General features: G+C 63.4%; 25 protein-coding genes. 23 read left to right on the plus strand and 2 right to left on the minus strand.

What is annotated here, in order from left to right; genetic code table 11:
• Positions 1-3 precede the first annotated feature (3 nt).
• Complete coding sequence (gene ugpA / locus O4H53_RS01815; RefSeq protein WP_269360910.1) at positions 4-885, minus strand: sn-glycerol-3-phosphate ABC transporter permease UgpA; 882 nt, start codon at positions 883-885, stop codon at positions 4-6.
• A 51-nt stretch (positions 886-936) separates the two neighbouring features.
• Here ugpA and O4H53_RS01820 point away from each other — a divergent pair, with 51 nt between their 5' ends.
• Both O4H53_RS01820 and O4H53_RS01825 read left to right on the plus strand, forming a co-directional pair.
• Entirely contained in the window at positions 937-1212 is a 276-nt protein-coding gene (locus O4H53_RS01820) for a ribbon-helix-helix domain-containing protein (RefSeq protein ID WP_269360912.1), read from the plus strand.
• Positions 1196-1558, plus strand: a complete 363-nt coding sequence (locus O4H53_RS01825; protein WP_269360914.1) for a type II toxin-antitoxin system RelE/ParE family toxin — start codon at positions 1196-1198, stop codon at positions 1556-1558. Before O4H53_RS01820 ends, O4H53_RS01825 begins: the two co-directional genes overlap by 17 nt.
• 19 nt (positions 1559-1577) lie before the next feature.
• On the opposite strand, the gene ugpB is transcribed toward O4H53_RS01825, so the two are convergent.
• The gene (ugpB, locus tag O4H53_RS01830; RefSeq protein ID WP_443069507.1) at positions 1578-2885 is read right to left on the minus strand and encodes a sn-glycerol-3-phosphate ABC transporter substrate-binding protein UgpB; all 1308 of its coding nucleotides are present in this window, start codon (positions 2883-2885) and stop codon (positions 1578-1580) included.
• Positions 2886-3244: 359 nt separating this feature from the next.
• Between ugpB and O4H53_RS01835 the strand changes: the two genes are divergently transcribed.
• The 21 genes from O4H53_RS01835 (at position 3245) to panC (ending at position 25950) form a co-directional block, all read left to right on the plus strand.
• Positions 3245-4903: a Na/Pi cotransporter family protein gene (locus O4H53_RS01835; RefSeq protein ID WP_269360916.1), complete on the plus strand. Its 1659-nt coding sequence runs from the start codon at positions 3245-3247 to the stop codon at positions 4901-4903.
• Positions 4904-5042: 139 nt separating this feature from the next.
• A complete protein-coding gene (locus tag O4H53_RS01840; protein ID WP_269360918.1) occupies positions 5043-6536 on the plus strand; it encodes an ABC transporter substrate-binding protein in 1494 nt (497 codons plus the stop codon).
• A 59-nt stretch (positions 6537-6595) separates the two neighbouring features.
• Positions 6596-7540, plus strand: a complete 945-nt coding sequence (locus O4H53_RS01845) for an ABC transporter permease (protein WP_269360920.1) — start codon at positions 6596-6598, stop codon at positions 7538-7540.
• Complete coding sequence (locus O4H53_RS01850; protein WP_269360922.1) at positions 7537-8361, plus strand: ABC transporter permease; 825 nt, start codon at positions 7537-7539, stop codon at positions 8359-8361. The genes O4H53_RS01845 and O4H53_RS01850 overlap by 4 nt, the downstream gene beginning before the upstream one ends.
• Positions 8362-9333 carry an ABC transporter ATP-binding protein gene (locus tag O4H53_RS01855; RefSeq protein ID WP_269360924.1) on the plus strand — a complete coding sequence of 324 codons (972 nt, stop codon included), beginning with the start codon at positions 8362-8364 and terminating at the stop codon, positions 9331-9333. It abuts the gene before it with no gap.
• A complete protein-coding gene (locus O4H53_RS01860; protein WP_269360926.1) occupies positions 9330-10115 on the plus strand; it encodes an ATP-binding cassette domain-containing protein in 786 nt (261 codons plus the stop codon). The genes O4H53_RS01855 and O4H53_RS01860 overlap by 4 nt, the downstream gene beginning before the upstream one ends.
• Complete coding sequence (locus O4H53_RS01865) at positions 10112-10918, plus strand: metallophosphoesterase family protein (protein ID WP_269360928.1); 807 nt, start codon at positions 10112-10114, stop codon at positions 10916-10918. The genes O4H53_RS01860 and O4H53_RS01865 overlap by 4 nt, the downstream gene beginning before the upstream one ends.
• A gap of 5 nt (positions 10919-10923) precedes the next feature.
• Entirely contained in the window at positions 10924-11664 is a 741-nt protein-coding gene (locus O4H53_RS01870; protein ID WP_269360930.1) for a tyrosine-protein phosphatase, read from the plus strand.
• Between the two features lie 96 nt (positions 11665-11760).
• Positions 11761-12924 carry an efflux RND transporter periplasmic adaptor subunit gene (locus O4H53_RS01875; protein WP_269360931.1) on the plus strand — a complete coding sequence of 388 codons (1164 nt, stop codon included), beginning with the start codon at positions 11761-11763 and terminating at the stop codon, positions 12922-12924.
• Entirely contained in the window at positions 12921-16016 is a 3096-nt protein-coding gene (locus O4H53_RS01880; protein WP_269360933.1) for an efflux RND transporter permease subunit, read from the plus strand. Before O4H53_RS01875 ends, O4H53_RS01880 begins: the two co-directional genes overlap by 4 nt.
• Positions 16017-16124: 108 nt before the next feature.
• A complete protein-coding gene (locus O4H53_RS01885; protein ID WP_114277505.1) occupies positions 16125-16475 on the plus strand; it encodes an MbcA/ParS/Xre antitoxin family protein in 351 nt (116 codons plus the stop codon).
• The gene (locus tag O4H53_RS01890; RefSeq protein WP_269360936.1) at positions 16475-16987 is read left to right on the plus strand and encodes an RES family NAD+ phosphorylase; all 513 of its coding nucleotides are present in this window, start codon (positions 16475-16477) and stop codon (positions 16985-16987) included. The genes O4H53_RS01885 and O4H53_RS01890 overlap by 1 nt, the downstream gene beginning before the upstream one ends.
• Before the next feature lie 146 nt (positions 16988-17133).
• The gene (locus O4H53_RS01895; protein WP_269360937.1) at positions 17134-17754 is read left to right on the plus strand and encodes an alpha-ketoglutarate-dependent dioxygenase AlkB family protein; all 621 of its coding nucleotides are present in this window, start codon (positions 17134-17136) and stop codon (positions 17752-17754) included.
• Positions 17755-17861: 107 nt separating this feature from the next.
• On the plus strand, positions 17862-18620 hold the full coding sequence (locus O4H53_RS01900) for an SDR family oxidoreductase (RefSeq protein WP_269360938.1): 759 nt from the start codon (positions 17862-17864) through the stop codon (positions 18618-18620).
• Between the two features lie 92 nt (positions 18621-18712).
• Positions 18713-19774 carry a bifunctional DNA-binding transcriptional regulator/O6-methylguanine-DNA methyltransferase Ada gene (gene ada / locus O4H53_RS01905; RefSeq protein ID WP_269360940.1) on the plus strand — a complete coding sequence of 354 codons (1062 nt, stop codon included), beginning with the start codon at positions 18713-18715 and terminating at the stop codon, positions 19772-19774.
• Positions 19775-19781: 7 nt separating this feature from the next.
• Positions 19782-20501, plus strand: a complete 720-nt coding sequence (locus O4H53_RS01910; RefSeq protein WP_269360942.1) for a 2OG-Fe(II) oxygenase — start codon at positions 19782-19784, stop codon at positions 20499-20501.
• 163 nt (positions 20502-20664) lie between these two features.
• The gene (nadA, locus tag O4H53_RS01915; RefSeq protein WP_269360944.1) at positions 20665-21717 is read left to right on the plus strand and encodes a quinolinate synthase NadA; all 1053 of its coding nucleotides are present in this window, start codon (positions 20665-20667) and stop codon (positions 21715-21717) included.
• Positions 21718-21721: 4 nt separating this feature from the next.
• Entirely contained in the window at positions 21722-23287 is a 1566-nt protein-coding gene (locus O4H53_RS01920) for an L-aspartate oxidase (RefSeq protein WP_269360946.1), read from the plus strand.
• Positions 23284-24132 carry a carboxylating nicotinate-nucleotide diphosphorylase gene (gene nadC, locus O4H53_RS01925; RefSeq protein ID WP_269360948.1) on the plus strand — a complete coding sequence of 283 codons (849 nt, stop codon included), beginning with the start codon at positions 23284-23286 and terminating at the stop codon, positions 24130-24132. Before O4H53_RS01920 ends, nadC begins: the two co-directional genes overlap by 4 nt.
• 105 nt (positions 24133-24237) lie before the next feature.
• Positions 24238-25062: a 3-methyl-2-oxobutanoate hydroxymethyltransferase gene (gene panB / locus O4H53_RS01930; protein WP_269360950.1), complete on the plus strand. Its 825-nt coding sequence runs from the start codon at positions 24238-24240 to the stop codon at positions 25060-25062.
• The gene (gene panC / locus O4H53_RS01935) at positions 25063-25950 is read left to right on the plus strand and encodes a pantoate--beta-alanine ligase (protein WP_269360952.1); all 888 of its coding nucleotides are present in this window, start codon (positions 25063-25065) and stop codon (positions 25948-25950) included. It begins immediately after the preceding gene.
• Positions 25951-25958 lie beyond the last annotated feature (8 nt).

A 25958-nucleotide genomic window follows, 5' to 3' on the forward strand; every position in this document is an offset into this window, starting at 1 on the left:
CCATCAGTAATGCACCCTGCGCTCGATGAACTTGAACTGCACGATGGTCAGCGCCCCCACGATCAGCAGCAGGATCACCGATTGCGCCGCGGAAGAGCCAAGGTCCTGCCCCACAAAGCCATCCTTGTAGACCTTGTAGACAAGGATCGTCGTCGATTGTTGCGGCCCGCCGCTGGTGATGGTGTGGATCACGCCGAAGGTCTCGAAAAAGGCATAGACGATGTTGACCACCAGCAGGAAAAAGGTTGTCGGCGACAGCAGCGGCCAGACGATGGTACGGAACCGGGTCCAGAACCGCGCGCCGTCAATCGCCGCCGCCTCGATCACGCTGCGCGGGATGGCCTGCAGACCCGCCAGGAAGAACAGGAAGTTATAGCTGATCCGCCCCCAGGCGGAGGCGACCACGACAAGGCCCATCGCCTCTTCCCCGTTCAGGACATGATTCCAGTCATATCCCAGCATGCCCAGGTACCATGTCACCACGCCGACCCGCGTGTTGAACATGAACAGCCACAGCACACCGGCCACTGCAGGGGCCACCGCATAGGGCCAGATCAGCAGCGTGCGGTAAACGCCCGATCCCTTGATCAGCCGGTCCGCCAGCACCGCGAGGTAGAGCGCCACGCCCATCGACACTACGGTCACCGCGATGGAAAAGATCGCAGTGGTGACAAAACTTGCCCGGTAATAGGCATTGCCCAGCAGATATTCGAAATTGCCCAACCCCACGTATTGCATCGACAGGCCAAAAGGGTCCGGAATGAACAGCGACTGCCAGATCGCCTGCCCCGCCGGATAGAAGAAAAAGACCGCCGTGACGATCAGCTGCGGCAGAACCAGCAGAAGGGGCAGCCAGATGCCCCTGAAGGTGACGCGCTTTTCCATCACTTGACTCCGGTGCGACTGAGTAGCACTTTATCGGAAAGGAGTTCAGCCATGACCGTCAAGATTTCCGTCTCCATCTCGGATCAACAGGCCGAATATGCCCGCAAACAGGTGGCCGAGGGCCGGTTTTCATCGACTTCCGCAGTAATCCAGCAGGCGCTTGAGGCCAAGCGCAAGGAGGACGAGGAATATGAGGCGGAGAAAGAGGCGTTTCGCACTCTGCTCGAACGCCGCGCGAAAGGCGGCTTCGTGCCGTTGTCGATGTTCCGCGAGAACATGATGCGGACACTGGACCAAAAGGCGGGCACGTTTGACCTGGACGATTGAAATTTCCGAAGAAGCCTACGCCGATCTCGACCTGCACCATGCGCATTTGCTGAAATCGCAGATCGCATTCGGCTATGCACCGGACGAAGCGATGGCCCTGGCGCGCGACGGCATCGTCAGGATGCTGGACCTCGCAGAACGGCTTGTCGGCGTGCCACAGATCGGCACTCAGCATCCTGCCCTCATGGACGGCATACGACACGTCACGATCGAACGATGCATCTTCTGGTTCCACCCCGATCCGGACATGCAGGTCATCCGCATATTCGCTGTTTTCAGGAGCGGTCAGGATCATTTCAAACACATTGTTGCCCGTCTTGGCAAAGAAGAAGGATGGGCAGGCTGACCTGCCCATCCCGTTCCGTTCAGCGGTTCGCTTGCTCAAAACGGCGGAGCAATTCGTCGCCGCGTGCCTTCGCGCTGTCCAGCGCTGCCTGCGCGTCCTTGTCACCGGCCCAGACCGCTTCCAGCTCCTCGTCGATGATGCCGCGGATCTGGTCGAAGGACCCCAGGCGCAGACCCTTGGAATTCTCCGTCGGCTCCTTGGCTGTCATCTGCGTGACCGCGATGTCGGTGCCGGGGTTCGCCTCATAAAAGCCCTGCTCGCGCGTCAGGTCGGCGGCTGCCTGGGTGATCGGCAGATAGCCGGTGTCCTGGTGCCACTTGGCCTGGATCTCGGGCGAGGACAGGAAGTTCAGGAAGGTCGCAACACCCTTGTATTCCTCATCCGACTGACCGGCCATCACCCAAAGCGATGCACCCCCGATGATGGTGTTCTGCGGTGCGCCTTCGACATCCGACCAATAGGGCAGCGGTCGCACTTCAAAGTCGAAAGTCGCCTCCGACTTGATCCCGGCATAACCGGCAGAGCTTTCGGTAAAGAGCGCGCATTCACCGCTGCGGAAGTTTGCACCGCCTTCGTTGCGCCGGCCGGTGTAGATGAACTTGCCGTCCTTGGCCCATTGGCCCATCGTGCCGATGTGCTTGGCCTGGACCGGGCCGTTCAGCGACAGCTCGGTATCGAGCCCGGCAAAACCATTGGCCTCGGTGGCAAAGGGCACATTGTGATAGGCGCTGAGGTTCTCAAGATGGATCCAGCTTTGCCATGCGGTGACCAGCGGGCAGTCGTTGCCCGATGCCTTGAGCGTATCCAGCACCTCGCCCACCTGCTCCCAGGTGCTCAGGTCCACATCGGGATCGATCTGAGCCGCTTCCAGCGCATCGCGGTTGACCCAGAGCACCGGCGTGGAGGAGTTGAAGGGCATCGACAGCATCTGACCGTCGGCAGTGGTGTAATAGCCCTTGACCGATCCGATAAAGCCATCGGGATCAAAATCTGCACCGGCATCCGCCATCACCTCATAGACCGGCTTGATCGCGCCCTTGGCGGCCATCATCGTTGCGGTGCCGACCTCGAAGACCATCAGGATGTCCGGCTGTTCGCCCGCGCGGAACGCGGCGATGCCTGCGTTCAACGTCTCGGAATAATTGCCCTTGTGGGTCGCGGTCACAACATAGTCGGACTGTGCGTTGTTGAAGGTTTCGACCTGCTCCGCCACCAGCTCGCCCAGACGGCCGGTAAAGGCGTGCCAGAACTCGACCTCGGTCTGCGCCATGGCAGGCGCCGCCGCCATCATGGCCGCAACACTGGCCATCATCGTGTTTCGCATCATCATTACATCTCTCCCCCATTTTCAGTGGCTACGCCAGCGTAGTGGGTAACTACCTGTGCTGGCAACACATCATTCATCTTTCGCGCGCGGCGTTGTATCCTCCTGTTCTGTAACGAATTTATGACGTTTTCTGCAAAGCCGGGGGATTTTTCCATGACGCCGGGGCCAACCTCGGGGCAGGGTGGAAACGGGCAGAAAAATGCGCCGCACCGCTTGGGTTATCGCTGCCAATCCGGCAGATCCTGTACCGGCTTTGACGTCGACAGATGACGCGTCTGGCCTATCTTTACAAACCTGTTACAAACCCTCGTCCGGCCCCGTTTTACGGCCTGCGACCCGCCAGCATTGAAAGTCTTCCATTGCAAGAACCCGCACTCCTTTCCTTTCTGCTCCATATTGCCGGGGCTGCCGCGCTGCTGATCTGGTCGGTGCGTCTGGTGCGCACGGGGGTCGAGCGTGCTTTCGCCACCCAGCTGCGCCAATCGCTGCGCCGCGCCTCCCGCAACCGGCTGCTGGCAGCGGGCACCGGCACTCTGGCCGCGGTCTTCCTGCAAAGTTCCACCGCAGTGGCGGTGCTGGTTGCCAATTTCGTCGCCAAGGGCAGCCTGATCCCCGCCATCGGGCTGGCGATCCTGCTGGGGGCCGACCTTGGCTCTGCCATCGTGTCACAACTGCTGCTGATCCGGCAGTCCTTTCTCATCCCGCTGCTGCTGCTGGCGGGCGTCGCGCTGTTCCTGCGCGGGCAGTCAGGGACCCTGCGCCAGACCGGGCGTATCCTGATCGGTCTGGCGCTGATCTTCCTTTCGCTGGACATGATCCGGGATGCCACGGCACCCATGGTCCACAGCACCGGCACACAGGCGGTCATGGCCTATCTCGGGCGCGACATCTTCTCCGCCTTCGCGGTTGGCGCGCTCTTTGCCTGGGCGGTGCATTCCAGCGTCGCGGCTGTGCTGCTGTTCGTGACCCTTGCCGCGCAATCGCTGCTGCCGGTCGAAGGGGCCGCCGCCATGGTACTGGGGGCCAACCTGGGCGGCGGGTTCATCGCCTATGTTCTCACCCTCGCCTCCCCCGCCCCGGCGCGGCAGATGATCTGCGCCAACCTGATGCTGCGCGGCGGCGGTGCTGTGCTGTTGCTGCTGGTCCTGTCGGGACAACCTGATCTGCTGCAATATCTTGGGGCGAATGCCAGCCGTCAGGCCATCAACCTGCATCTGGCCTTCAACGCGGTCCTGGCGCTGGCGGCCCTCGGGCTGATCCACCCGCTGTCCGCGCTCAGCGCAAAACTGATCACAAGCGCCTCCGACAAGGAGACCTCTACACTGGCAGAAATCAGCGCGCTGGACCCGAATGCATTGGACCGCCCCGGCCGCGGCCTCGATTCCACCGCCCGCGAATTGCTGCGCATGGGTCAGAAGATCGAAGGGATGCTGAATGCCACGGGCCCCCTCTATGACCATTGGGACAGCGCCGCCGCCACAGCGATCCGCGAACAGGACAAGACGGTCAAGAAGATCCACTTCGAGATCAAGCTTTACCTTGCCCAGCTTGGCCGCGGCGGTCTGGACGAGGATCTGGGCAAACGGTCGATGGAACTGGCGGGCATCTCCACCGCGCTGGAAGCCGCCTCCGACACCATTGTGCGCAGCCTGCTGACGCTGGCCAAACGCCGCGAGAGCGAAGGCGTCGCCTTTTCCGAGGTCGGCCGCGACGAGATCAACGATTTTCTCGACCGGGTGCAGGGCAACGTGCACCTGGCACTCAACGTGATGATGAACCAGAACCCGGCCGAGGCACGCGACCTTGTCGAAGCCAAGGAAAAGGTCCGCGCGGTGGAACAGAAGCTGCAGCGCAACCACCTAGGCCGATTGCGTGAGGGGCTTGCCGAAAGCATCGAAACCAGCAGCATCCACCAGGAAACCCTGCGTTCGCTCAAGCAGATCAACACGGCATTTTCCATGGTCGGCTATCCGATCCTTGCCAGAACCGGCGACCTGTTGAAAAGCCGTCTGAGCTGACCCCCAGGCAGGTTTCAACTTTGCGATGTTTTCGCGATTCCCGTGCATCTGCGTTGACCCGGCCGATCCTGCTGCGCAAACTGCTGTCATGCGGGGTGGCTGCCGCCCCTCACCTCATGCTCAGCAAGGAGTTCTGCACATGCCTGGCTTATCGAAACTTCCCGCCCTGTCCGTTCTGGCCCTGTCCGTCGGCCTGACGGCCGCACCCCTGTCTGCGCTGGCGGATACGCTGGTGGTCGGCCTTCAGCAGGAACCAACCTCGCTTGACCCGACAGCGGATGCCACCGCCTCCATCGACGGCATGCTGACGATGAACGTCTACGAATCCCTGACCATCGTGGCCGAGAACGGCCAGGTCGGGCCGAACCTGGCCACCGAATGGGAGGTCTCCGACGACGGCCTGACCTATACGTTCAAACTCGCCTCGGGGGTGAAGTTCCACGATGGCACCGATTTTGACGCAGAGGATGTGGTGTTCTCCTTCGACCGCGCCATGGCCGAGGACAGTGTGAACCCCTCCAAGGACATTTTCAAACCCATCGCCTCCGTCACCGCGCTGGACCCGCAGACGGTCGAGATCAAGCTGAAGAACAAGGATGCGTTCTTTCTGTTCAACATGGGCCAGGGCGACAGTTCCATCGTCGCCCCTGAATCGGCGGATACCAACAACACCAACCCCGTCGGCACCGGACCCTTCAAGCTGGACAGCTGGACGCGCGGCGACCGGCTGACACTGGTCAAGAACGCCGAGTACCGCGATGCGGACAGCGTGGCGCTGGACAAGGTCGAATTCCGCTTCATCTCTGACCCTGCTGCCGCGACCGCCGCGATGATGGCCGAGGAGCTGGACGCCTTCCCCGGCTTTCCCGCGCCGGAACTGCTGCCGCAGTTCGAGGCCGATCCCCGCTTTCGCGTGAACATCGGCTCGACCGAGGGTGAGGTGATCCTGGCAATGAACAATGCCAAGCCCCCCTTTGACAACATCGAGGTGCGCCGCGCGGTGGCCACCGCCATCGACCGTGACGAGATCATCGAAGGCGCGATGTACGGCCAGGCCGTGCCCATCGGCAGCTTCTATCCGCCGCATGGCACCGCCTATGTGGACCTGACCGGCGCCTATCCCCATGACACCGAGAAAGCAAAGGCAATGTTTGCCGAGGCCGGTGTCGAAGGCACCACGATGACCCTGCGCGTGCCGCCCTTCCCCTATGCCATGCGCTCTGCCGAGATCATCCAGCAGGAACTGTCCAACGCGGGCATCGACGCAAAGGTCGAGAACGTGGAATGGGGTTTCTGGATCGACGAGGTCTACAAGAAAAAGAACTACGACATGACGATCATCGCCCATACTTCGCCCAACGACATGGGCAACTTTGCGCGTGGGCCGGACTACTTCTATGGCTATGACGACGCGGAATTCACCGCGCTCTGGAACAGCATCGAGACGGAGGCCGACCCGGCGAAGCGGGACGAGCTGCTGAAGCAGGGGCAGCAATATCTGTCAGATCAGTCGGTTCATGCCTTCCTGTTCCAATTGCCGCTGCTGGGCGTGTTCCGCACCGGGGTCGAAGGCTACTGGTCCTCCTCACCCGTGCTTTACATGCCCCTCAAGGGGGTCAGCAACGGCGGCTGACAGGACCGGCTGCGCGGGCTTTTGGCGCGCGCAGCCCCCCGGCCCGATTGTAATCTTTCATGTGGTATTTCCTGTTCCGCCGGACCGCCGGTTTCATCCTGACACTGCTCGCGGTGTCCGTGGTGGTATTCGCGGTCATGAATGTCCTGCCGGGTGATCCGGCGCTGACCATCCTGGGGCTGGATGCCACCGATGACGCGCTGGCGGCCCTGCGCGAACAGCTGGGCCTGAACGAGCCGCTGCTGACGCGCTATTTCTCATGGATATGGAACGCGCTGCAGGGCGATTTCGGCGTCAGCCATTCCTTCCGCGTACCGGTTTCCGACCTGATCGGCGAACGGCTGGGCATGACCGTCGCGCTTGCGGTCGCCGGGATGATCGCAACGCTCGCCATCGCCCTGACCCTCGGGATCGGCGCCGCGGCGCGGCACCGCAGGATCGGGGATTGGGGCGTGATGTTCCTCAGCCAGCTCGGGATTGCCGTGCCCGCCTTCTGGCTGTCGATGCTGCTGGTGCTTTTGTTCGCGGTCAAGCTGCGCTGGCTGCCGCCCGGCGGCTTTGCCGGCTGGTCCGACCCGGTGGCGGCAGCCCGGTCGCTGATCCTGCCCACCATCGCGCTGGCGCTGGTACAATCAGCGGTGCTGGCCCGTGTCACGCGGTCCTCCGCGCTGGAGGTCATGCGGCAGGATTTCGTCCGCACCGCCCGCGCCTCTGGCCTGTCGCGCCGCCGGGTGCTGTGGCGGCATGTTCTGCCCAATGCGCTGGTGCCCATCGTCACCATCGTCGGCATGCAGTTTGCCGCCCTTGTCACCGGGACCATCGTCATCGAAAACGTCTTCTACCTGCCCGGCCTCGGGCGGCTGATCTTCCAGTCGATCTCCAACCGTGACCTGCCCACGGTGCAGGCGCTGGTGATGCTCTTTGCTGCCATCGTGGTCACGGCGAATTTCGTCGTCGATCTGCTTTACGTGGTGATCGACCCGCGCCTGAAGGCCCGCGCATGACCCGCCGCCGCCTGCCCGCCAACTTCGTCATCGGCGCGGTGCTGGTGGCGCTGGTCGTCGGCACCGCCGCGCTGTCGCTGGTCTGGACCCCGCATGACGCCACCGCGATGAACATCCGCGACAAGTTCGCGGACCCCTCCGCCGCGCATTGGCTGGGCACCGATCAACTGGGCCGCGACGTGGTCAGCCAGTTGATGGCGGCGGCCCGCAACTCGATGGCGGTGGCGCTGATCGCGGTGCTGCTGGGCGGATCGGTCGGAGTCACACTGGGGCTGCTGGCCTCGGCCATCGGTGGCTGGGTGGAGGACGGCGTGATGCGGCTGGCCGATCTCGGCTTTGCCTTTCCGGCGCTTCTTTTCGCGATCATGCTGGCGGCAGTCTTTGGCCCGTCGCTGACCAACGCGGTGCTGGCCATCGCCTTTATCAATATCCCGGTCTTTGCCCGCGTGGCGCGCGGATCGGCCAACCAGGTCTGGACGCTGGATTACGTCTCGGCGGCGCGGGCGGCGGGGATGAACCGCTTTGCCATCAGCCGCGATCACATCCTGCCCAACATCGCCGCCGCGATCATCGTGCAGGCCACCATCGAATTTGCCGTCGCCATCCTGGCCGAGGCGGCGCTGTCCTATCTCGGTCTTGGCGCCCAGCCCCCGGCGTCTAGCTGGGGCCGCATGCTGTCAGAGGCGCAGACGCTGATGTATCTCGCCCCGCAACTGGCAATCTATCCGGGCCTGTGCATCGTCACCGCCGTGCTGGGCTTTGGCTTGCTGGGCGACGGGCTGCGCGACATGACCGACCCCCGGCTGGCGCGGGAGCGGTAGATGTTCGAGCTCGACAATCTCTCCGCCGCTTTCGGCTCTGCCACCGCCCTGCGCCATGCCAAGCTGACGATCCGTTCCGGTGACCGGCTGGGCATCGTGGGAGAAAGCGGATCGGGCAAGACCATGCTGGCGCTCTGTCTGATGGGCATGGCCCCCGATGGCGCGCAGCTGAGCGGGGCGCTGCGCATCGACGGGCAGGACATGACCCATGCAGAGGAGAACAGCTGGCAAAACCTGCGGGCGCGGCGTGTCGCCATGATCTTTCAGGAACCGATGGCGGCGCTGAACCCCCTGGCGCGGGTGGGCGACACGGTGGCAGAGCCGATCATGGTCCATGAGGGTCTCAGCCGCCAGGCCGCAAAGGCCCGCGTGCTGGCGCTGTTCGAAGAGGTGGGCATTCCCGACCCCGCAGCCCGCATGCGCCAGTTCCCGCATGAGCTCAGCGGAGGTCAGCGCCAGCGGGTGCTGATCGCGCTGGCGCTTGCCTGCAATCCCGCGCTGCTGATCGCGGATGAACCGACCACGGCACTGGATGCCAATATCGCCTTGCGGATCACCGACCTTCTGGTGCGGCTGGCCGGCCAGCGCGACATGGCACTGGTCTTTATCACCCATGACCTTGCCGCCGTCGCCCGCGCGACCCGTGACATCGTGGTCATGTACGGTGGCGACATGGTCGAGCGCGGCCCCACCGATCAGGTACTGGCCGACCCGGCCCATCCCTATACCCGCGGCTTGCTGGCGGCACGTCCCGACCCCGTCGCACAGACCCGCGCACCGGGCGACAAACGCCCGCGCCTGCCAACAATCCCCGGCACCGTGCCCGGGCTGCCGGACCTGCCGCAGGGCTGCCGCTTTTCGGGGCGCTGCCCGGTCGAGATCGCGCGCTGCGCCAGCACCCGCCCCGGCCTGACCGACCTCGGCCAGGGACGCAGCGCCTGCTGCCATCTGCTGACGGAAGGGACGAGATGACCGCCCCCCTGCTCGACGCCCGCAACCTGACCCGGCGCTACAAGCTGCCGCGCAACACGCTGCTGGGTGCCGCGCCGGTGCTGACGGCGGTGGATGACATCAGCTTTACCATCCGCGCGGGCGAAACGCTGGGGGTCGTGGGGGAAAGCGGTTCGGGCAAATCCACACTGGCGCGCATGGTTATGGCGTTTGAACGACCCGACGCGGGCGAAATCCTGTTTCAGGGCGAGGACTTGCACAGCCTGTCTGCCGCGGCACTGCGCCGCCAGCGGCGACACTTCCAGATGGTCTATCAGGACCCGTTCGGATCGCTCGACCCGCGCCGCACCGTCGGCTGGTCCATCGCGGAACCGCTGCGCGCCATCGGCGTGGATGCAGACACTCCGCGTCGCACAGCCGAGGCGCTGGAACAGGTCGGCCTGCACCCGCGCGACGGCGACAAATACCCGCATGAATTTTCGGGAGGACAGCGCCAGCGCATCGCCATCGCCCGCGCCATTGTCACCCGTCCCGCCCTGCTGATCGCGGATGAAGCGGTCTCGGCGCTTGATGTGTCGGTGCAGGCGCAGATCCTCAACCTGCTGATGGATCTTCAGGACGACCTGGGGCTGGGCATCCTTTTCATCAGCCATGATCTGGCGGTTGTCGCCTCGATCTGCGATCATCTGCTGGTCATGCAGCATGGCAAGGCGCTGGAAGCCGGACCCGCCGCCCGCATCCTGCGCCAACCCGCCCACAGCTATACGCAAACCCTGCTCAAGGCCGCCGGAGTATCCATATGACCCGTTTCATCCACCTGACCGATCTGCACATCTCGCACCCCGGATCGCCGGACCCAAGCGACAAATCCGGCGCGGTGGAAACGCTCAGACGGGTGGTGCAGGTGATCAACGCGATGGAGCGGCAGCCCGCCTTTGTGGTGGCCAGCGGCGATCTGACCAACATGGGCGATGCCGACAGCTACCGCCTGCTGCAAGAGATCCTGGAACCGCTTGCCCCGCCGCTGGTGATGGCCCTGGGCAACCACGACAAACGCGTGCCGTTCCACGAGGTCCTTGGCAATGCGGGGTCGGACGCACCCTATTTCCACGATGTCGTGCATGGCGGGATGCATGTGATCACACTGGACACGATGAAGCCGGGGCATGTGGCCGGTACGATCTGCGATGCGCAGTTCGACTTTCTGGCACATGCGCTGTCGCGCCGCTCTGACCTGCCGCGTCTGATCGTCATGCACCACCCTCCGCGCGTGGATGCAGATGGCCTGCCCTGGGGCAGCATCGACATGCCGGCGACCGAACGGCTGGCAGAGATGCTGCAGGGCCAGAAGGTGGCCGGTATCCTTTCGGGGCATATCCACATCAACCAGGTCAACCACTGGCACGGCATTCCGATTGTCATCTCCAACGGTCAGGATTCCACCATCGACCTGCTGGCAACCGACGGCCTGCGCATTGTCGAAGGCACCGGCATGGGCATCTGCGAATGGCGCCCCTCGGGCCTTTCGGTCAGCTTTGTGCCGCTGTCGCCCGCCGCGCGCGAGTTGCGCATGATCGACCGCAAGAGGCTGCTGGCGTTCACGTGAGACCGATGTCGCGCCATCTGCCGGTCCGGGGGGCCTATAACATCCGCGAGCTGGGCGGTTACACCACCGCGGGCGGCGGCGTGATCCCCTGGCGGCGGTTCCTGCGCGCCGACAGCCTGCACCGGCTCGACCCGGCAGATGTTACGCGGCTCTACGATGAGGGTCTGCGTCTGGTCATCGACCTGCGCACGCCGGATGAGGTCGAAAGCGCGCCCAATCCCTTTGCTGCCTTTGCGGATGTTCACTTTGCCAACCTGCCGCTGTTTGACGACCTGTCGCCGCAGGCAATGGCCCGCGCCGAAGTGGCAGATGCCCATCCCCTGCTGACCTTTTACCTGGCAGCGCTGGAAACGCGGGCCACAGCGATCTGCAATGTCCTGTCCACCATGGCCGAACTGCCTGAGGGTGCCGTGCTGTTCAATTGCACCGCGGGCAAGGACCGCACCGGGATCATTGCTGCCCTGCTGCTGGGCATCGCGGATGTGGACCGCGACCAGATCATCGCGGATTATGCCCTGACCGCCGATCTCATCCCCGATCTGGTGGAAGAATTCCTGGACCTGTCCCGCGCGCGCGGCGGTGATGTGGAAAGCTATGCCAGACTGCTGGAAAGCCCCGCAACCGCCATAGCCGCAACACTGGATCACATCGACCGGAACTATGGCGGCGTCAGGGGCTATCTGGAAAAGATCGGATTGCCTCGATCCGACCTGCAAAGGCTCTATTTGCGTCTGACAAAAGCGTGATCCGTCAGATCGCACCTTACCCTAATGATTATGATGCTTACCCCGCAAGAACGGGGTAAGCTTCGCCCGCATTGACCTGAGATAGCAAAACCGCCAATGAAAGCCTTGCAACAAACACTCATATTTCTGGCTGTGCTCTGTGCAGGCCTTTATGTCTGGATCATCTATGTTCCAGCGGCCCGCCCCCTGATTGAACGCAGCGGCATTCCCGACCTGCTGGGCATCCAGCTTCCCCAGGCCGAGGCCGCGACACAACAGGAGCGGCCCCGTGGCGGCGGCGGCCCGGCCAATGTCACGATTGCAACGGTGGGGGAAACCGCGATCGCGGACCGGATCACCGCCATTGGCGACGGGCGCGCAAAACGGTCGGTCACCGTCCGTTCCAATGCGGTGGGGGTCATCACCGAACTGAACCTGTCGCCGGGCATCGCGGTAGAGGCAGGAACCGTGCTTGCCCGCCTGCTGGACGAGGAAGAAGAGATCGCGCTGGAGCAAGCGCAGATCAACCTTGACGAGGCGCAGCGCGAAGAGACCAGGATCAAACAGCTGTCATCGACCGGTGCGGTAACCGAAGTGCGCCTGCGGGAAACCGAAGTGGCCCTGCGCAGTGCCGAGCTGGCCGTGCGCAAAGCGCAGTTCGACCTGTCGCAGCGCCAGATCACCGCGCCGATCTCGGGCCGGGTCGGCATCACCGATGTCGAAGTCGGCGACCGCGTCAATGCGCAGGACGTGCTGGCAACAATCACCGACCGCTCCGACATCCTGATAGATTTCCGCGTACCGGAACGGGTCGTGGGCAAGATACGGCCGGGCCAGCAGATCACCGTCGTGCCGCTGGGTCTGCGCGATACCGTCCTGACCGGCGAAGTGGCCGCCATCGACACGGTGGTGGACCGGACCAGCCGGACCCTGCTGGTGCAGGGCCGTGTCGCCAACAGCAATGACACGTTGCGCGCGGGCATGGCGTTTTCGGTGGCCATGACCTTCCCCGGCGACAGCTACCTGTCGATTCCCCCGCTGGCGCTGCAATGGTCCAGCGACGGGCCATTTGTCTGGGCCGTGCGCGGCGGCAAGAGCGTACAGGTCCCGGTGACCATCGCACAGCGCAACAGTGATTCCGTCCTGATCCGCGCCGACGCGCTGGCGGCGGGCGAGAATGTCGTGACCGAAGGCGTGCAAACCCTGCGCAACGGGGCAGAGGTCAGCCCGGTCAACGACCCGGCCACAGCAGACGGCCAGACCGGCAAGGAAACCTTGTGAGCGCGCCGGAACCACGCGCACCGGGCACCGCGCTCTTCGTGCGCCGGCCGATCCTGGCCTTCGTCCTGAACGCGCTGATTGTGCTGGCCGGTGTTGCGGGTCTTTTCGGTGCGGAAATCAGGGAGCTGCCGAACGTGGACCGCCCGGTGGTCACCGTCACCACCCAGTTCTCCGGTGCCTCGCCCGAGGCGGTAGACCAGGAACTGACGGGCCGCATCGAAGGTGCCGTGGGCCGCGTCTCGGGTGTGCGGTCGATCTCGTCCAACTCCCGCTTTGGCCGCAGCCGCGTGACGCTCGAATTCAACGACTCTGTTGATATCGACGTGGCCGCGACCGATGTACGCGATGCGGTCGCCCGGATCGCAAACCAGCTGCCGGAGGGGGCGGAGCAGCCGCAGATCGTCAAAGCGGACGCAAACGCCCAGCCGGTCATGCGGATCGCCGTTACCTCCACCGGGCGGTCACCGCAGGAACTGACCCAGATCGTTCAGGATCGGATCGAGGACCGTCTGATCTCTGTCGATGGCGTGGCCGACCTGCAAATCTACGGCGACCGGGAACAGATCTTTCGGGTCGATATCGACCTGCTGGAACTGGCCAGCCGGGGCCTGACCCTGGGGGACGTGCAGCGCGGGCTGGCCGACGTGGCCTATGACACCCCCGCCGGTGACCTGTCGGGAGACCGCCAGTCCATCAACGTGCGCACCACGGCCAGCGTAGCAACCGCGCAGGCTTTCGAGGCGCTGGAAATCAGGGAAAACGTGACGGTGGGCGATATTGCCCGCGTTTCGCTGGGCCCGGCGCCGGGCGAAACGATCCTGCGTGCGAACGGACAGCAGGGCATGGGCATCGGCGTCATCCGGCAGGCCACGTCGAACACGCTCGAAATCTCCGAGAACGTGCGCGCCGTGGTGGAGGAACTGAACCGGACCCTGCCCGACGACGTGAACATCTTCGTGACTTCCGACGATGCGATCTTCATCTCGGGCTCCATCGAGGAGGTGCTCAAGACACTGGCCTTTGCGGTGGCCATCGTGGTCGCGGTGATCTTTCTGTTCCTGCGAGATTTCCGCGCCACGCTGATCCCCGCACTGACCCTGCCCGTTTCCCTGATCGGCACGATTGCGGCGATCTACCTGGTGGGCTTCTCTGTCAATATCCTGACCCTGCTGGCGCTGGTGCTGGCCACCGGCATGGTGGTGGATGACGCCATTGTCGTTCTGGAAAACATCGTGCGGCAACGAACCCTCGGCATGGGGCCGCGCGCCGCTGCGGTCAACGGCACGGCGCAGGTGTTCTTTGCCGTGGTGACCACCACCGCGACGCTGGCCGCCGTCTTTGTCCCGCTGTCCTTCCTGCCGGGTCAGGCGGGCGGGCTGTTCCGGGAATTCGGCTTTACCCTGGCCATGGCGGTGCTGCTGTCCTCCGTCGTGGCGCTCAGCCTTTGTCCGGTGCTGGCCAGCCGCCTGCTGACCGCAGCGCCGCCGGAGAACCCGCGGGGCCCAATGATCTGGCTCGGCAACCGTCTGTTCACCCTTTATGAAAAAACCCTGCGCGGCGCGCTGGCCATGCCCTTTGTCATCGTCCTGATCGCGGTTTTTGTCGCGGCCACCGCGGCCCTGATGGCCGGCGGCATCCGGCAGGAGCTGACCCCGCGCGAGGACCGCGCCGTGGCCCTGCTCAGCGTCACCGCTCCGCAGGGGGTGTCGCTGGAATATACCCAGGGCAAGATGCGCGAAATCGAGGATGCGGTGGCACCTCTTCAGGATGCGGGTGAAGTGACCAATGTCTTTTCGATCACCGGCTTTGGGGCCTCCAACCGCGGATTCATGGTCTTCACATTGTCCCGATGGGACGCGCGGACACGCAGCCAGCAGGACATCGTGAACGACATCAACGCCGGTTTGCGGGACATCATCGGCGTCCGCGCCTTTGCCATCCAGCCCAATTCGCTGGGCATTCGCGGTGCCGGGCGCGGGCTGGCCTTTGCCATCACCGGAAACGACTATGACCAGCTGGCCGAAGTCGCGCAGACCATGGTGGACAGGCTCAGCCAGAACCCCGCCATGGGCCAGGTGCGGCTGGAATACGAACGCACCCAGCCGCAGCTTTTCGTGCAAATTGACAGGACGTTGGCCGCTGACCTTGGGGTCGACATCACCGGGCTGGGCCAGGCATTGCAGGCGGTGCTCGACGGGCGCGAGGTCGCCTCGGTGTTTATCGGAGATACCAACTTCGGGGTGCAGATGCTGTCCACCTCGGACCCGGTGAACGACTCGGGCGATCTGGAAAACATCTTCATGCAGGCGGGCAACGGCCAGATGATCCCGCTGTCCAGCTTTGTCACCTTCGAGGAACGCGCCCTCGCCCCGGAACTGGACCGCGAGGGGCAGAACCGTTCTGTCGAACTGACGGCAGGCCTCACGCCCGAGCTGTCGCTGGGCGACGCCATGGCCAAGGTCGACCGCATCGGCGATGAAATCCTGGCCGAACAGAACCGCATCGTGCCGCTGGCCGAGGCTGCGACACTGGACCAGACCAATGGCGGCCTGTTCATCACCTTCGGCTTTGCCATCCTCGTGGTGTTCCTGGTGCTGTCGGCGCAATTCGAAAGCTTCATCTCGGCGGTGGTGGTGATGGCCACCGTGCCGCTGGGCCTGGCCTGCGCGGTCTTTGCCCTGCTGCTGACGGGGCAAAGCCTGAATGTCTACAGCCAGATCGGCCTGGTCATGCTGATCGGGATCATGGCCAAGAACGGGATTCTCATTGTCGAATTCGCCAACCAGCTGCGCGACAAGGGGCAGGATGTGCATGCCGCGATCCTCGATGCCTCCACCATCCGGCTGCGCCCGGTGATGATGACAATGACCTCCACCGTGCTGGGGGGCGTGCCCCTGATCCTGTCTGCCGGGGCCGGGGCCGAGGCGCGCGAGGCACTGGGCTGGGTGATCGTTGGCGGATTGGGGCTGGCCACCCTCTCCACGCTTTACCTCACGCCGGTCGCCTATCTGCTGCTGGCCCGGTTCTCTGTGCCCAAGGCGGAATCCGAAAAACGCCTGCGTCAGGAACTTGACGCTGCCGAAGCGGGCTGACCTACAACCCCGGCCCGCCACCCCTGCCCGGCCAAAAGGTGCCTCAGACCTTGCAGAACAGTACTTTTGACGCTATATGCTGTCAATATGACCGATATGAGGGCTGTCATGCAGATCACAACCGTTGCCGTTGGCGGGCAATTCGAACCGCGCAAGATCGCCGCTGCGCTCCGCACCTCTGCGGAAGAAATCGCCATGACCGTCGGCCTTGGCAAAGACGCGCTGCAGCGGCGCACCCGCATCAATTCGGACAAGACACAGCGCCGTCTGCGCGAGCTGGTCGAAGTGCTCAACAAGGTCCAGCACCGATTTGGGTCGGAGCTGATGGCCTATGCCTGGTATCGGTCAGAGCCCCTGCCCGGTTTTGATGGCCGGACCGCGATGCAGCTCGTGCAGGAAGGCAAGGCGCAACAGGTTCTCGAATATATCGACGCGGTCGACGCAGGTGTCTTTGCCTGATGCCCCTTAGCGACGGGCGCTACAAGGGGCCGCTCTACCGCGCGCTGAATCCGGTCTATGCCCGCGCGCCGCTGTCTGGCCGTGGCGCAGAGCTTCATGGCGGGCGTCTGAACGCCAAAGGGACGTCGGCGCTTTATACCGCGCTTGATCCAACCACGGCCCTGCGCGAAGCCAATCAGGCCGGCAGCCTGCAGCCTACGGTTCTTGTGTCCTACACCGCCAATCTGGGGCCGGTTTTCGACACCCGCGATGCGCAGCAGCTTGCCCGGTGGGGCATGTCCGACGACGCACTCGCCGATCCGGGCTGGCGGATGAAGATGCTCGACGGGCGCGCGGTGCCGACACAGGACTTCGCGGCGCATCTAATCGCGGAGGGTTTTGCCGGTATCCTCGTCCCAAGCTATGCAAAGGGCGCGCCACCGAACGCCCTGAACATCGTTCTGTGGAAATGGACAGGCGAAGGCTGCGATCTGAAGGTCGTGGACGATGAGGACCGGCTGTCGCGCATGTAAACGCGGCTTTGGCCAAATGGGGTGGCTGATGCAACGGCCCCTTGCGATCAGAAAAGTGACTTTGCCCGCAAGAAACGGATTGAATTTTCCTGTTTCCGCAGCGCAGCTACCGGCTTCATGCCTTCGAAAGCCAGAGAATTAGATTGATGACGGATCTATTTGCCAGAACCGACAACGCCCGCAGGAACTTGTTGCCCCGGGATGGAACCGTTGAATACTACGGACCGATTTTTGGCGAAGCCGAAGCAGATTTTTATCTAGGATCCTTGCAAAACGATATCGCATGGCATCACGACGAAGCCGTCATCTTTGGCAAGCGGATCACCACCAAACGCCAGGTGGCATGGTACGCAGACGCCGCCTATTCATACACCTACTCGAAAGTCACCAAAACCGCGTTACACTGGACGCCGCTGCTGCTGGCGCTCAAAAAGCAAGTAGAGATGACCTGCGGCGAGACATTCAATTCCTGCCTGCTGAACCTTTACCAAGATGGAAGCGAGGGTATGGCATGGCACAGCGATGCCGAGAAAGACCTAGTCCGGAACGGGACCATTGGTTCGGTAAGTTTCGGGGCAGCGCGCAAATTCGCGTTTAAGCATAAACAGACAAAAGCGACTGTATCGCAGGTTTTGGAACACGGCAGCCTTCTGACCATGCGTGGGACGACGCAAACGCACTGGTTGCACAGCCTGCCGAAGAGCAAGAAAGTGTCGTCGGCCCGGATCAACCTTACTTTTCGGAAAATTCGCCAGCCAGACGCATAAGAACTTTCGTTTCGATCCGGGAAAATTGCTTCGACAACAAGAACCGGATATTTTGACGGGCCATCCCGCTGCATTCAGTCCCCGGACATCAGTTCAGGAGACATATGATGCAACTCACAGACAAAATCGTAATCATCACCGGTGCGAGCAGCGGGATTGGTGCCGCCGCTGCTTTCAAATTTGCGAAAGAAGGAGCCAGGCTTGTACTCGGTGCGCGCCGCGAAAAAGAACTCAACACCATCGCGGGGCAGATCAATCAAAGCAACGGGAACGCCGTCTGCCTGCCGGGCGATGTATGTGACGAGGACTATAACAGGGCGCTCGTCGAGTTGGCCGAGGACACCTGGGGCGGTCTGGATGCAAGTTTCAACAACGCTGGCACGGGGAAATCCGCGACTGTCCCCGAGATGGAAAACGAGGATTGGCAGGGGGTGCTTTCGACAAACCTGACCAGCGCCTTCTTTGCGGCAAAACACCAGATCCCGGCGATGAAGCGCAATGGATCAGGTTCGATCATCTTCACGTCAAGTGTCATTGGCTACACAACGGCGTTCCCGGGTATGGGTGCCTATGCGGCGAGCAAGGCAGGGGTGATCGGCTTGACGAAGGTCTTGGCCGTTGAGCATGGCGCCGGCGGCATACGGGCAAACTCGATTTTGCCGGGCGCTGCAAATACGCCAATGCTGGGCGACCTGGATTCCGATCCGGATCAGATGGCGTTCTATAGCGCGCTGCATGCGCTGAAGCGCGTGGCTGATCCTGAAGAGATCGCCGAGGCCGCAGTGTTTCTCGCCTCTGACAGTTCCCGGTTCGTTACCGGCACCGCAATGGTTGTCGATGGCGGCGTATCGGTCAACAAAATCTGACGCATTTATGCGCAAGAAGCGGGCTGCCGGGTGGCCCGTTTCGACTTAACTCAAAACAGAAGCAAAGAGAAAACAGCGGAAAGGGCTGTAGGATGGAACACGCACTGAAGGCAACCGATACTCTGTGGCAGGCTGTTCTTGGAAGAGAACAGGCACCTGATCCGAAATTTTTTTACGCTGTGAATTCGACGGGTGTTTATTGCCGCCCCGCTTGTCCATCGCGGCGTCCCAAGCGCCGGAATGTCGCTTTTTACGCCTCAAGCAAACAGGCCGAGGCAGATGGTTTTCGCGCATGCCTGCGCTGCCATCCGACCCGGCAATCACCGAAGGAACAAACGGCTTCCCTTGTTTCGAAGGCATGCCGCATGATCGAAGAGGCCGGGGAAGAACCCAGTCTGGCCCAGCTAGCGCAGCAAAGCGGCCTGAGCCCGTTTCATTTCCAGCGGACATTCAAAGCGGCAACGGGAGTGACACCCAAAGCCTACGCGCGCGCCCATCGCATGAAACGATTCCGTGACATCGTGGGTTCGGGCGACGGGTCAATCACCACGGCGATCTACGATGCCGGATACAGCTCCAGCAGCCGTTTCTACGAAAATGCAACCAAAGCACTTGGCATGACACCAAAGCTTGTACGAAAGGGAGGGCAAGGCGTGAAAATCCTGTTTGCAATTGGAGAGTGTTCTCTTGGCTCCGTTCTTGTCGCCAGCAGCGCCAAAGGCGTCTGCGCGATGTTGTTGGGCGACACTGCAGAGCAGGTGTCAGACGATCTGCAGAAGCGGTTTCCCAAAGCCGATCTGATTGGCGATGACCCCGATTACCGGGCTTTGATTGCCGATGTCGTCCGGTTTGTGGACGATCCGAAATACGGGTTCAACCTGCCACTCGATATTCAGGGAACCGCCTTTCAGCAACGCGTCTGGGAAGCAATTCGCGACATCCCGGTCGGGACTACGGCAAGTTACAGCGAAATTGCCGAAAGAATAGGGGCACCAAAATCATCCCGGGCCGTGGCACAGGCATGTGGTGCAAACAATATCGCTGTCGCCATTCCCTGCCATCGCGTCGTCCGCTCTGACGGCGGCCTGTCCGGGTATCGTTGGGGTGTGGAAAGAAAAAGCGCAATCCTGCAGGCAGAGCGGAAAGCGGAGTGACCTGAAGATGACCGTGAATCAACCGCTCCTGAACCGCATTGCCGGGATATCGGACACGCGCCTTGCGGCTGAGCTGAACACCTTCGGCTGCGCTACGCTCAAAGGGCTGCTGTTACCTGAGCAATGCGAAGAGCTGGCCGGGCTGTATCCCAAGGATGAACCCTTCCGCAGTCATATTCACATGGCACGCCATGGCTTTGGCAGGGGAGAGTACAAGTATTTTTCCTATCCGCTGCCCGGACTGATCGTGACGCTGCGCGAAAAAATCTACCAAAAGCTTGTGCCTGTCGCCAATGAATGGAACGAACGGATGGGATTGGACCCCCGGTTTCCCTCGGAGCATGCAGATTACATTGCGCAATGCCACGGCGCCGGTCAAACACGCCCGACGCCGCTCCTTCTTCAATATGTGGAAAACGACTTCAACTGTCTTCATCAGGACGTATACGGAGATCTGCTGTTTCCGTTGCAAATGGCGATCCTTCTCTCCCGCCCCGAACAGGACTTCACCGGCGGAGAGTTCGTTTTGACAGAGCAAAGACCGCGCATGCAGAGCCGTGCAGAAGTCGTTTCACTGGCGCAGGGGGATGCAGTTGTCTTTGCAGTGCGCAATCGCCCTCTCGCGGGTTCGAAACGCGACTACCGGGTAAACATGCGGCACGGGGTGAGCAGGCTCAGAAGCGGAACAAGGCATACGCTTGGGGTGATTTTTCACGACGCTAAGTAGATCGTGCAGAAACAGACGGCGGATCGGCGAACCCCCGCACATGTTAGCGTATGTCATTGAAATATTGCGCCACCGCCAGCTTGCCCTTACGTCAACCTGCCCGTAGACAGCCCTTAGCCCACGCCCAATACGGCGACACGCAATAATCAGAGGACCCCCGCTCTTGCTCGATCAATTCGCGCTGCGCGCCGAACTCGCCGATCACTACGATCTCACCCCCTCCCCCGACCTCGCCGCCGAGATGTCAGGGATCTATGCCCGCATGGATCGCGTCGTGGCACCACCCGACTGGGCTGTCTTTGCGCCCTATGTCGCTGCCATCAACAAACTGAAAGCCGAGCGGAACGCGGTGATCCTGGCGCATAACTACATGACGCCCGAGATCTATCACGGGATCGCCGACGTGGTGGGCGACAGCCTGCAGCTGGCGATCGAGGCCACGAAGGTCGAGGCTGATGTGATCGTGCAATGCGGCGTGCATTTCATGGCCGAAACCTCAAAGATCCTGAACCCCTCCAAGACGGTGCTGATCCCCGACATGGAAGCGGGCTGTTCGCTGGCCGAAAGCATCACCGCCGAGGGGATCGCCGAGATGCGCGCGAAATACCCCGGCGCGCCTGTCGTCACCTATGTGAACACCACCGCCGAGGTGAAGGCGGCGTCAGACATCTGCTGCACCTCGTCGAACGCGGCGCAGATTGTGCGCGCGCAGGAAAGCGATACGGTCATCATGACCCCAGACAAGTACCTGGCGCAGAACATCGCGCAGCAGGTGCCGGAAAAGCGCATCGTCTGGTGGGACGGGTCCTGCATCGTGCATGAACGATTTACCGCCCAGGACCTGCGCGATTTCCGCGAATGGCACCCCGGCACCCGCATCATCGCACATCCCGAATGCCCGCCCGATGTGGTGGCCGAGGCGGATTTCTCGGGCTCCACCAGCGGCATCATCGATTATGTCACCGCCCAGCGGCCCGAGAAGGCGATGCTGGTCACGGAATGCTCGATGGCCTCCAACATCTCGGACGCGCTGCCGGATGTGGATTTTGTCGGCCCCTGCAACATGTGCCCCTACATGAAGAAGATCACGCTGGAAAAGGTGCTCTGGTCGCTGCACAGCATGCAGGGCGCGGTCGAGGTCGAGGCTGCTGTCGCCGACAAGGCCCGTGTCGCCGTGCAGCGCATGATCGACCTGTCACGGAAGCTGTCCGGCTGATCCGATGACCCCAATCGACACCCCGCGCGTCCTGATCGTCGGGGCCGGCCTGGCGGCGCAATATGCGGCGCTGCGCTTTGCCCCGCATCCCGTCCTGATGATCTCGCCAGAGCCGCTGGGCTCCGGGGCATCGTCGGCCTGGGCGCAGGGCGGCGTGGCGGCGGCGATGGACCCAGCAGACAGCGCCGAGGCGCATGCGCGTGACACGGTACGGGCCGGGGCGGGGACCGTGGATGCCAAGGTGGCGCAGGCGGTCACGGCCGAGGCGCGGGCGCATGTCCTCGACCTGACCGGGCTGGGCACGCCCTTCGACCGGGCCGCAGACGGCGCTTACATCCTGTCGCGCGAAGCGGCGCACAGCTTTGCCCGTGTCGTGCGGGTCCGGGGCGATCAGGCCGGGGCCGAGATCATGCAGGCCCTGACCGCGCAGGTCCGCGCAGCACCCCATGTGCAGGTGCTGGAAGGCGTGATGGCCACCGGGCTGGTGGTTGAGGATGGCCGCGTGCGCGGCGTCAAGGTCGCACGTTGCTCGGGCGGGCTGTCGCGCTCGGTTGTGCTGCGCGGCGCGGCGGTGCTGCTGGCCGGGGGCGGATCGGGCGGGCTCTATGCGCTGACAACCAACCCGCCGCGCATCCGCGGGCAGGTGCTGGGCATGGCGGCGCGGGCGGGGGCGGTGATCGCCGATGCGGAATTCGTGCAGTTTCACCCCACGGCCATTGCCGGAGGTCCCGACCCTGCGCCGCTGGCGACCGAGGCGCTGCGCGGCGAAGGCGCGACGCTGATCAACAGGCATGGCGAACGCTTCATGCGGGCGGCACATCCGGACGCCGAACTGGCACCGCGCGACATCGTCGCACGTGCCATCTTTGCCCAGACGCAGGCCGGGCTGGCCCCGGCGCTGGACACGCGGGCGGCCCTTGGCGCACGCATTCTGACCGACTTCCCGGCGGTTGCCGCCGCCTGCCGCGCGTCGGGCCTCGACCCGGTGACGCAGCCGATCCCGGTGGCCGCTGCCGCGCATTACCACATGGGCGGGATCGCGACGGATGCCGAGGGGGCGAGCACCCTGCCCGGTCTTTGGGCCTGTGGCGAGGTCGCCTCGACCGGGTTGCATGGCGCGAACCGGCTGGCGTCGAACGGGTTGCTTGAGGCACTGGTCTACGGGCGGCGTTGCGCGGATGCGATAGCAAAAGGGCTGGACACAGACGCTGCCGCACCGGTCCTGCTGCCCGACCTCGCCCCGGCCGGGGAACCCGATCCGGCGCTTGTCGCCCGGTTGCGGCAGGCGATGACCGAGGGCGCCGGCGTGATCCGCACCGGTGCCGGCCTGCGCTGCACACTTGACACGATTGCCGCGATCGAGACCGCGCAGCCCGGCTGCGACGCCCTGCTGAACATGACCGCAACCGCCACGCTGATCGCCGCCGCCGCCCTTGCCCGCAAAGAAAGCCGGGGGGCGCATTTCCGCTCGGACCATCCCGAGGTCCAGGGCGAAACCGGCGAGAGATCCTTCTTTACGCTTGCACAGGCGCGACAGATCCGCGCCCAGGCCCGAAAGGAGCCCGCATGAATACCACCCCCCTGCCCGACCTGATCCTGGAACCGCTGGTCCGCGCCGCGTTGCTGGAGGATCTGGGAACCTATGGCGACATCACCACCAGAACGGTGATCCCGGCAACGACACGCTACACGGCAAGGCTGAATGCGCGCGAGGCGGGTGTCGTCTCGGGCCTGCAGGTGGCGGCGCTGGCCTTCCGGCTGGTCGATCCGTCGCTTGTGGTTACGGCACACAAGACCGACGGCGACGCGATCCGGCCGGGCGATCTGCTGATGGAGATCGCAGGTGCCGCGGCCTCGATCCTGTCGGCTGAACGGGTCGCGCTGAACTTTGCCGGGCGGCTGTCGGGGATCGCGACGATGACAGCGTCCTTTGTGGCGGAAACGAAAGGCACCGCGACCCGCGTGACCTGCACCCGCAAGACCACCCCCGGCCTGCGGCTGGTCGAGAAACAGGCGGTGCTGCATGGCGGCGGGTTCAACCACCGTTTCTCGTTGTCGGACGCGATCCTGATCAAGGACAACCATATCGCGGCGGCGGGCGGCATTCGCCCGGTGCTGCAGGCGGTGAAGGCGCAGGCCTCACATATGGTGCGCTGCGAGATCGAGGTCGACCGGCTGGACCAGCTGGCAGAGGCGCTGGACGAGGGTGGTGCCGATGTCGTTCTGCTGGACAACATGGACACCCTGGCCCTGCGCGAGGCGGTGGCGATGACAGCCGGGCGTCTGGTGCTGGAGGCCTCGGGCAACATGCGGCTGGACCGGATCGCCGAAGTCGCGGCGACGGGCGTTGACTATATTTCCTCCGGGGCGCTGACGCATTCGGCGCAGACCCTGGACCTGGGGTTGGATTTCTGAATTGAAAAGGAAGCACCATTCTTTGCGCAACAATATTACGCTGCGGTTGCACAATGGACCGTGACGCCGTATGTCCCTGCCCGAGCGTCCAGAGAAAGGACTCAGATGAGCCAATCCGCCCCCCAGAAGGCCCTGACCGCCAGTGACATCCGCGCCCGAAAGGGCGGCATGCCGCTGGTCTGTCTGACCGCCTACACCACACCCGTCGCCCGGATCGCCGATGCGGAATGCGATGTGGTCCTTGTCGGAGACAGCGTCGGCATAGTGCTGCATGGCCTGCCCTCCACCCTGCCGGTCACGCTCGAAATGATGATCCTGCACGGCCAGGCGGTGGCCCGCGGCCTCGAACGCGCGCTCATGGTGGTCGACATGCCGTTCGGGAGCTACGAGGAAGGGCCCGCCCAGGCCCTGCGCAGCGCCGCCCGGATCATGGCCGAGACCGGCGCCGGGGCGGTAAAGCTCGAAGGCGGTCGTCACATGGCCGAGACCATCCGTTTCCTGACGGACCGGGGCATTCCGGTGATGGCCCATATCGGTCTGACCCCGCAGGCGGTGAACGCCCTCGGTGGCTACCGGGTACAGGGCAAGGGCGAGGACGCGGCGCGCATCCTGCAAGACGCAACCGCAGTGACAGAGGCCGGCGCTTTCTCCATCGTGCTGGAGAAGGTCCCCGCCGCCCTCGCCGACCGGATCACCGCCGACCTGCCGATTCCGACCATCGGCATCGGTGCCTCGGCCGGATGCGACGGGCAGATCCTCGTGATCGACGACATGCTTGGGCTCTTCGACGACTTCAAGCCGAAGTTCGTGAAACGCTACGCCCAGCTTGCCACCGATGCCCGTGCCGCAGTCCGCGACTATGCCGCCGAGGTCCGCGCCCGCGAATTCCCCGCCGCCTGTCATATCTTCACCGATGAAGGAGCCGAATGAATGCAGATCATCCGCCATAAGGCCGCGCTCCGCGCCCTGACCGAGACCTGGCGTCGCGCCGGCGAGACCATCGGCGTTGTCCCCACCATGGGAGCGCTGCACGCCGGGCATCTGAGCCTCGTCGCGGCGGCGCGGGCGGGAACCGATCACGTCATCGTCACGCTTTTCGTGAACCCCCGCCAGTTCAACAACCCCGAGGATCTTGCGAAATATCCCCGCACCGAGGAGAGCGACGCCGAGAAACTCGCCCCCTTCGGCATCGACGTGCTTTACATTCCCGAGCCCGGTGAAATCTATCCCGAGGGCTTCGCCACCACGGTCTCCGTTTCCGGCGTCAGTGACGGCCTTTGCGGGGCCACCCGGCCCGGCCATTTCGACGGGGTCGCCACGGTGGTGACCAAGCTCCTGCTCCAGACTGACGCGGACCGTGCGTTCTTCGGAGAGAAGGATTACCAGCAACTGCAGGTGGTGAAGCGTCTTGCGACCGACCTTGACCTGAAGACGGAGATCGTCGGCTGCCCCACCATCCGGGAGGACGATGGCCTTGCCATGTCGTCGCGCAATCTGCGGCTCGGAGCCGGACCGCGTGAAACGGCACCGGTCATCGGCCGTGTTCTGGCAACCGCAGCGAAGGCCATCGCCCGGGGCGAAAACCCCGCGCAGGCCCTTGATACGGCAAGGGAAGCCCTGCTCTCTGCCGGCTTCGACAGCATCGATTACCTCGAACTGCGCAGCGACCCTGACCTTCAGCTGATGACAAAGGCCGACCGTCCCGCACGTCTTTTCCTGGCTGCCTGGCTGGATGGTGTCCGGCTGATCGACAATGTTGCCGTTGCAGGCCGCCAGAAAGTCGAGAGTTCGGAAGATCAACCTTTCGAGCCGGCCTGAGCGAGGCA

This window comes from Sulfitobacter sp. G21635-S1 (genome assembly GCF_027213915.1).
In the GTDB taxonomy this organism is placed as follows: Bacteria; Pseudomonadota; Alphaproteobacteria; order Rhodobacterales; family Rhodobacteraceae; genus Sulfitobacter.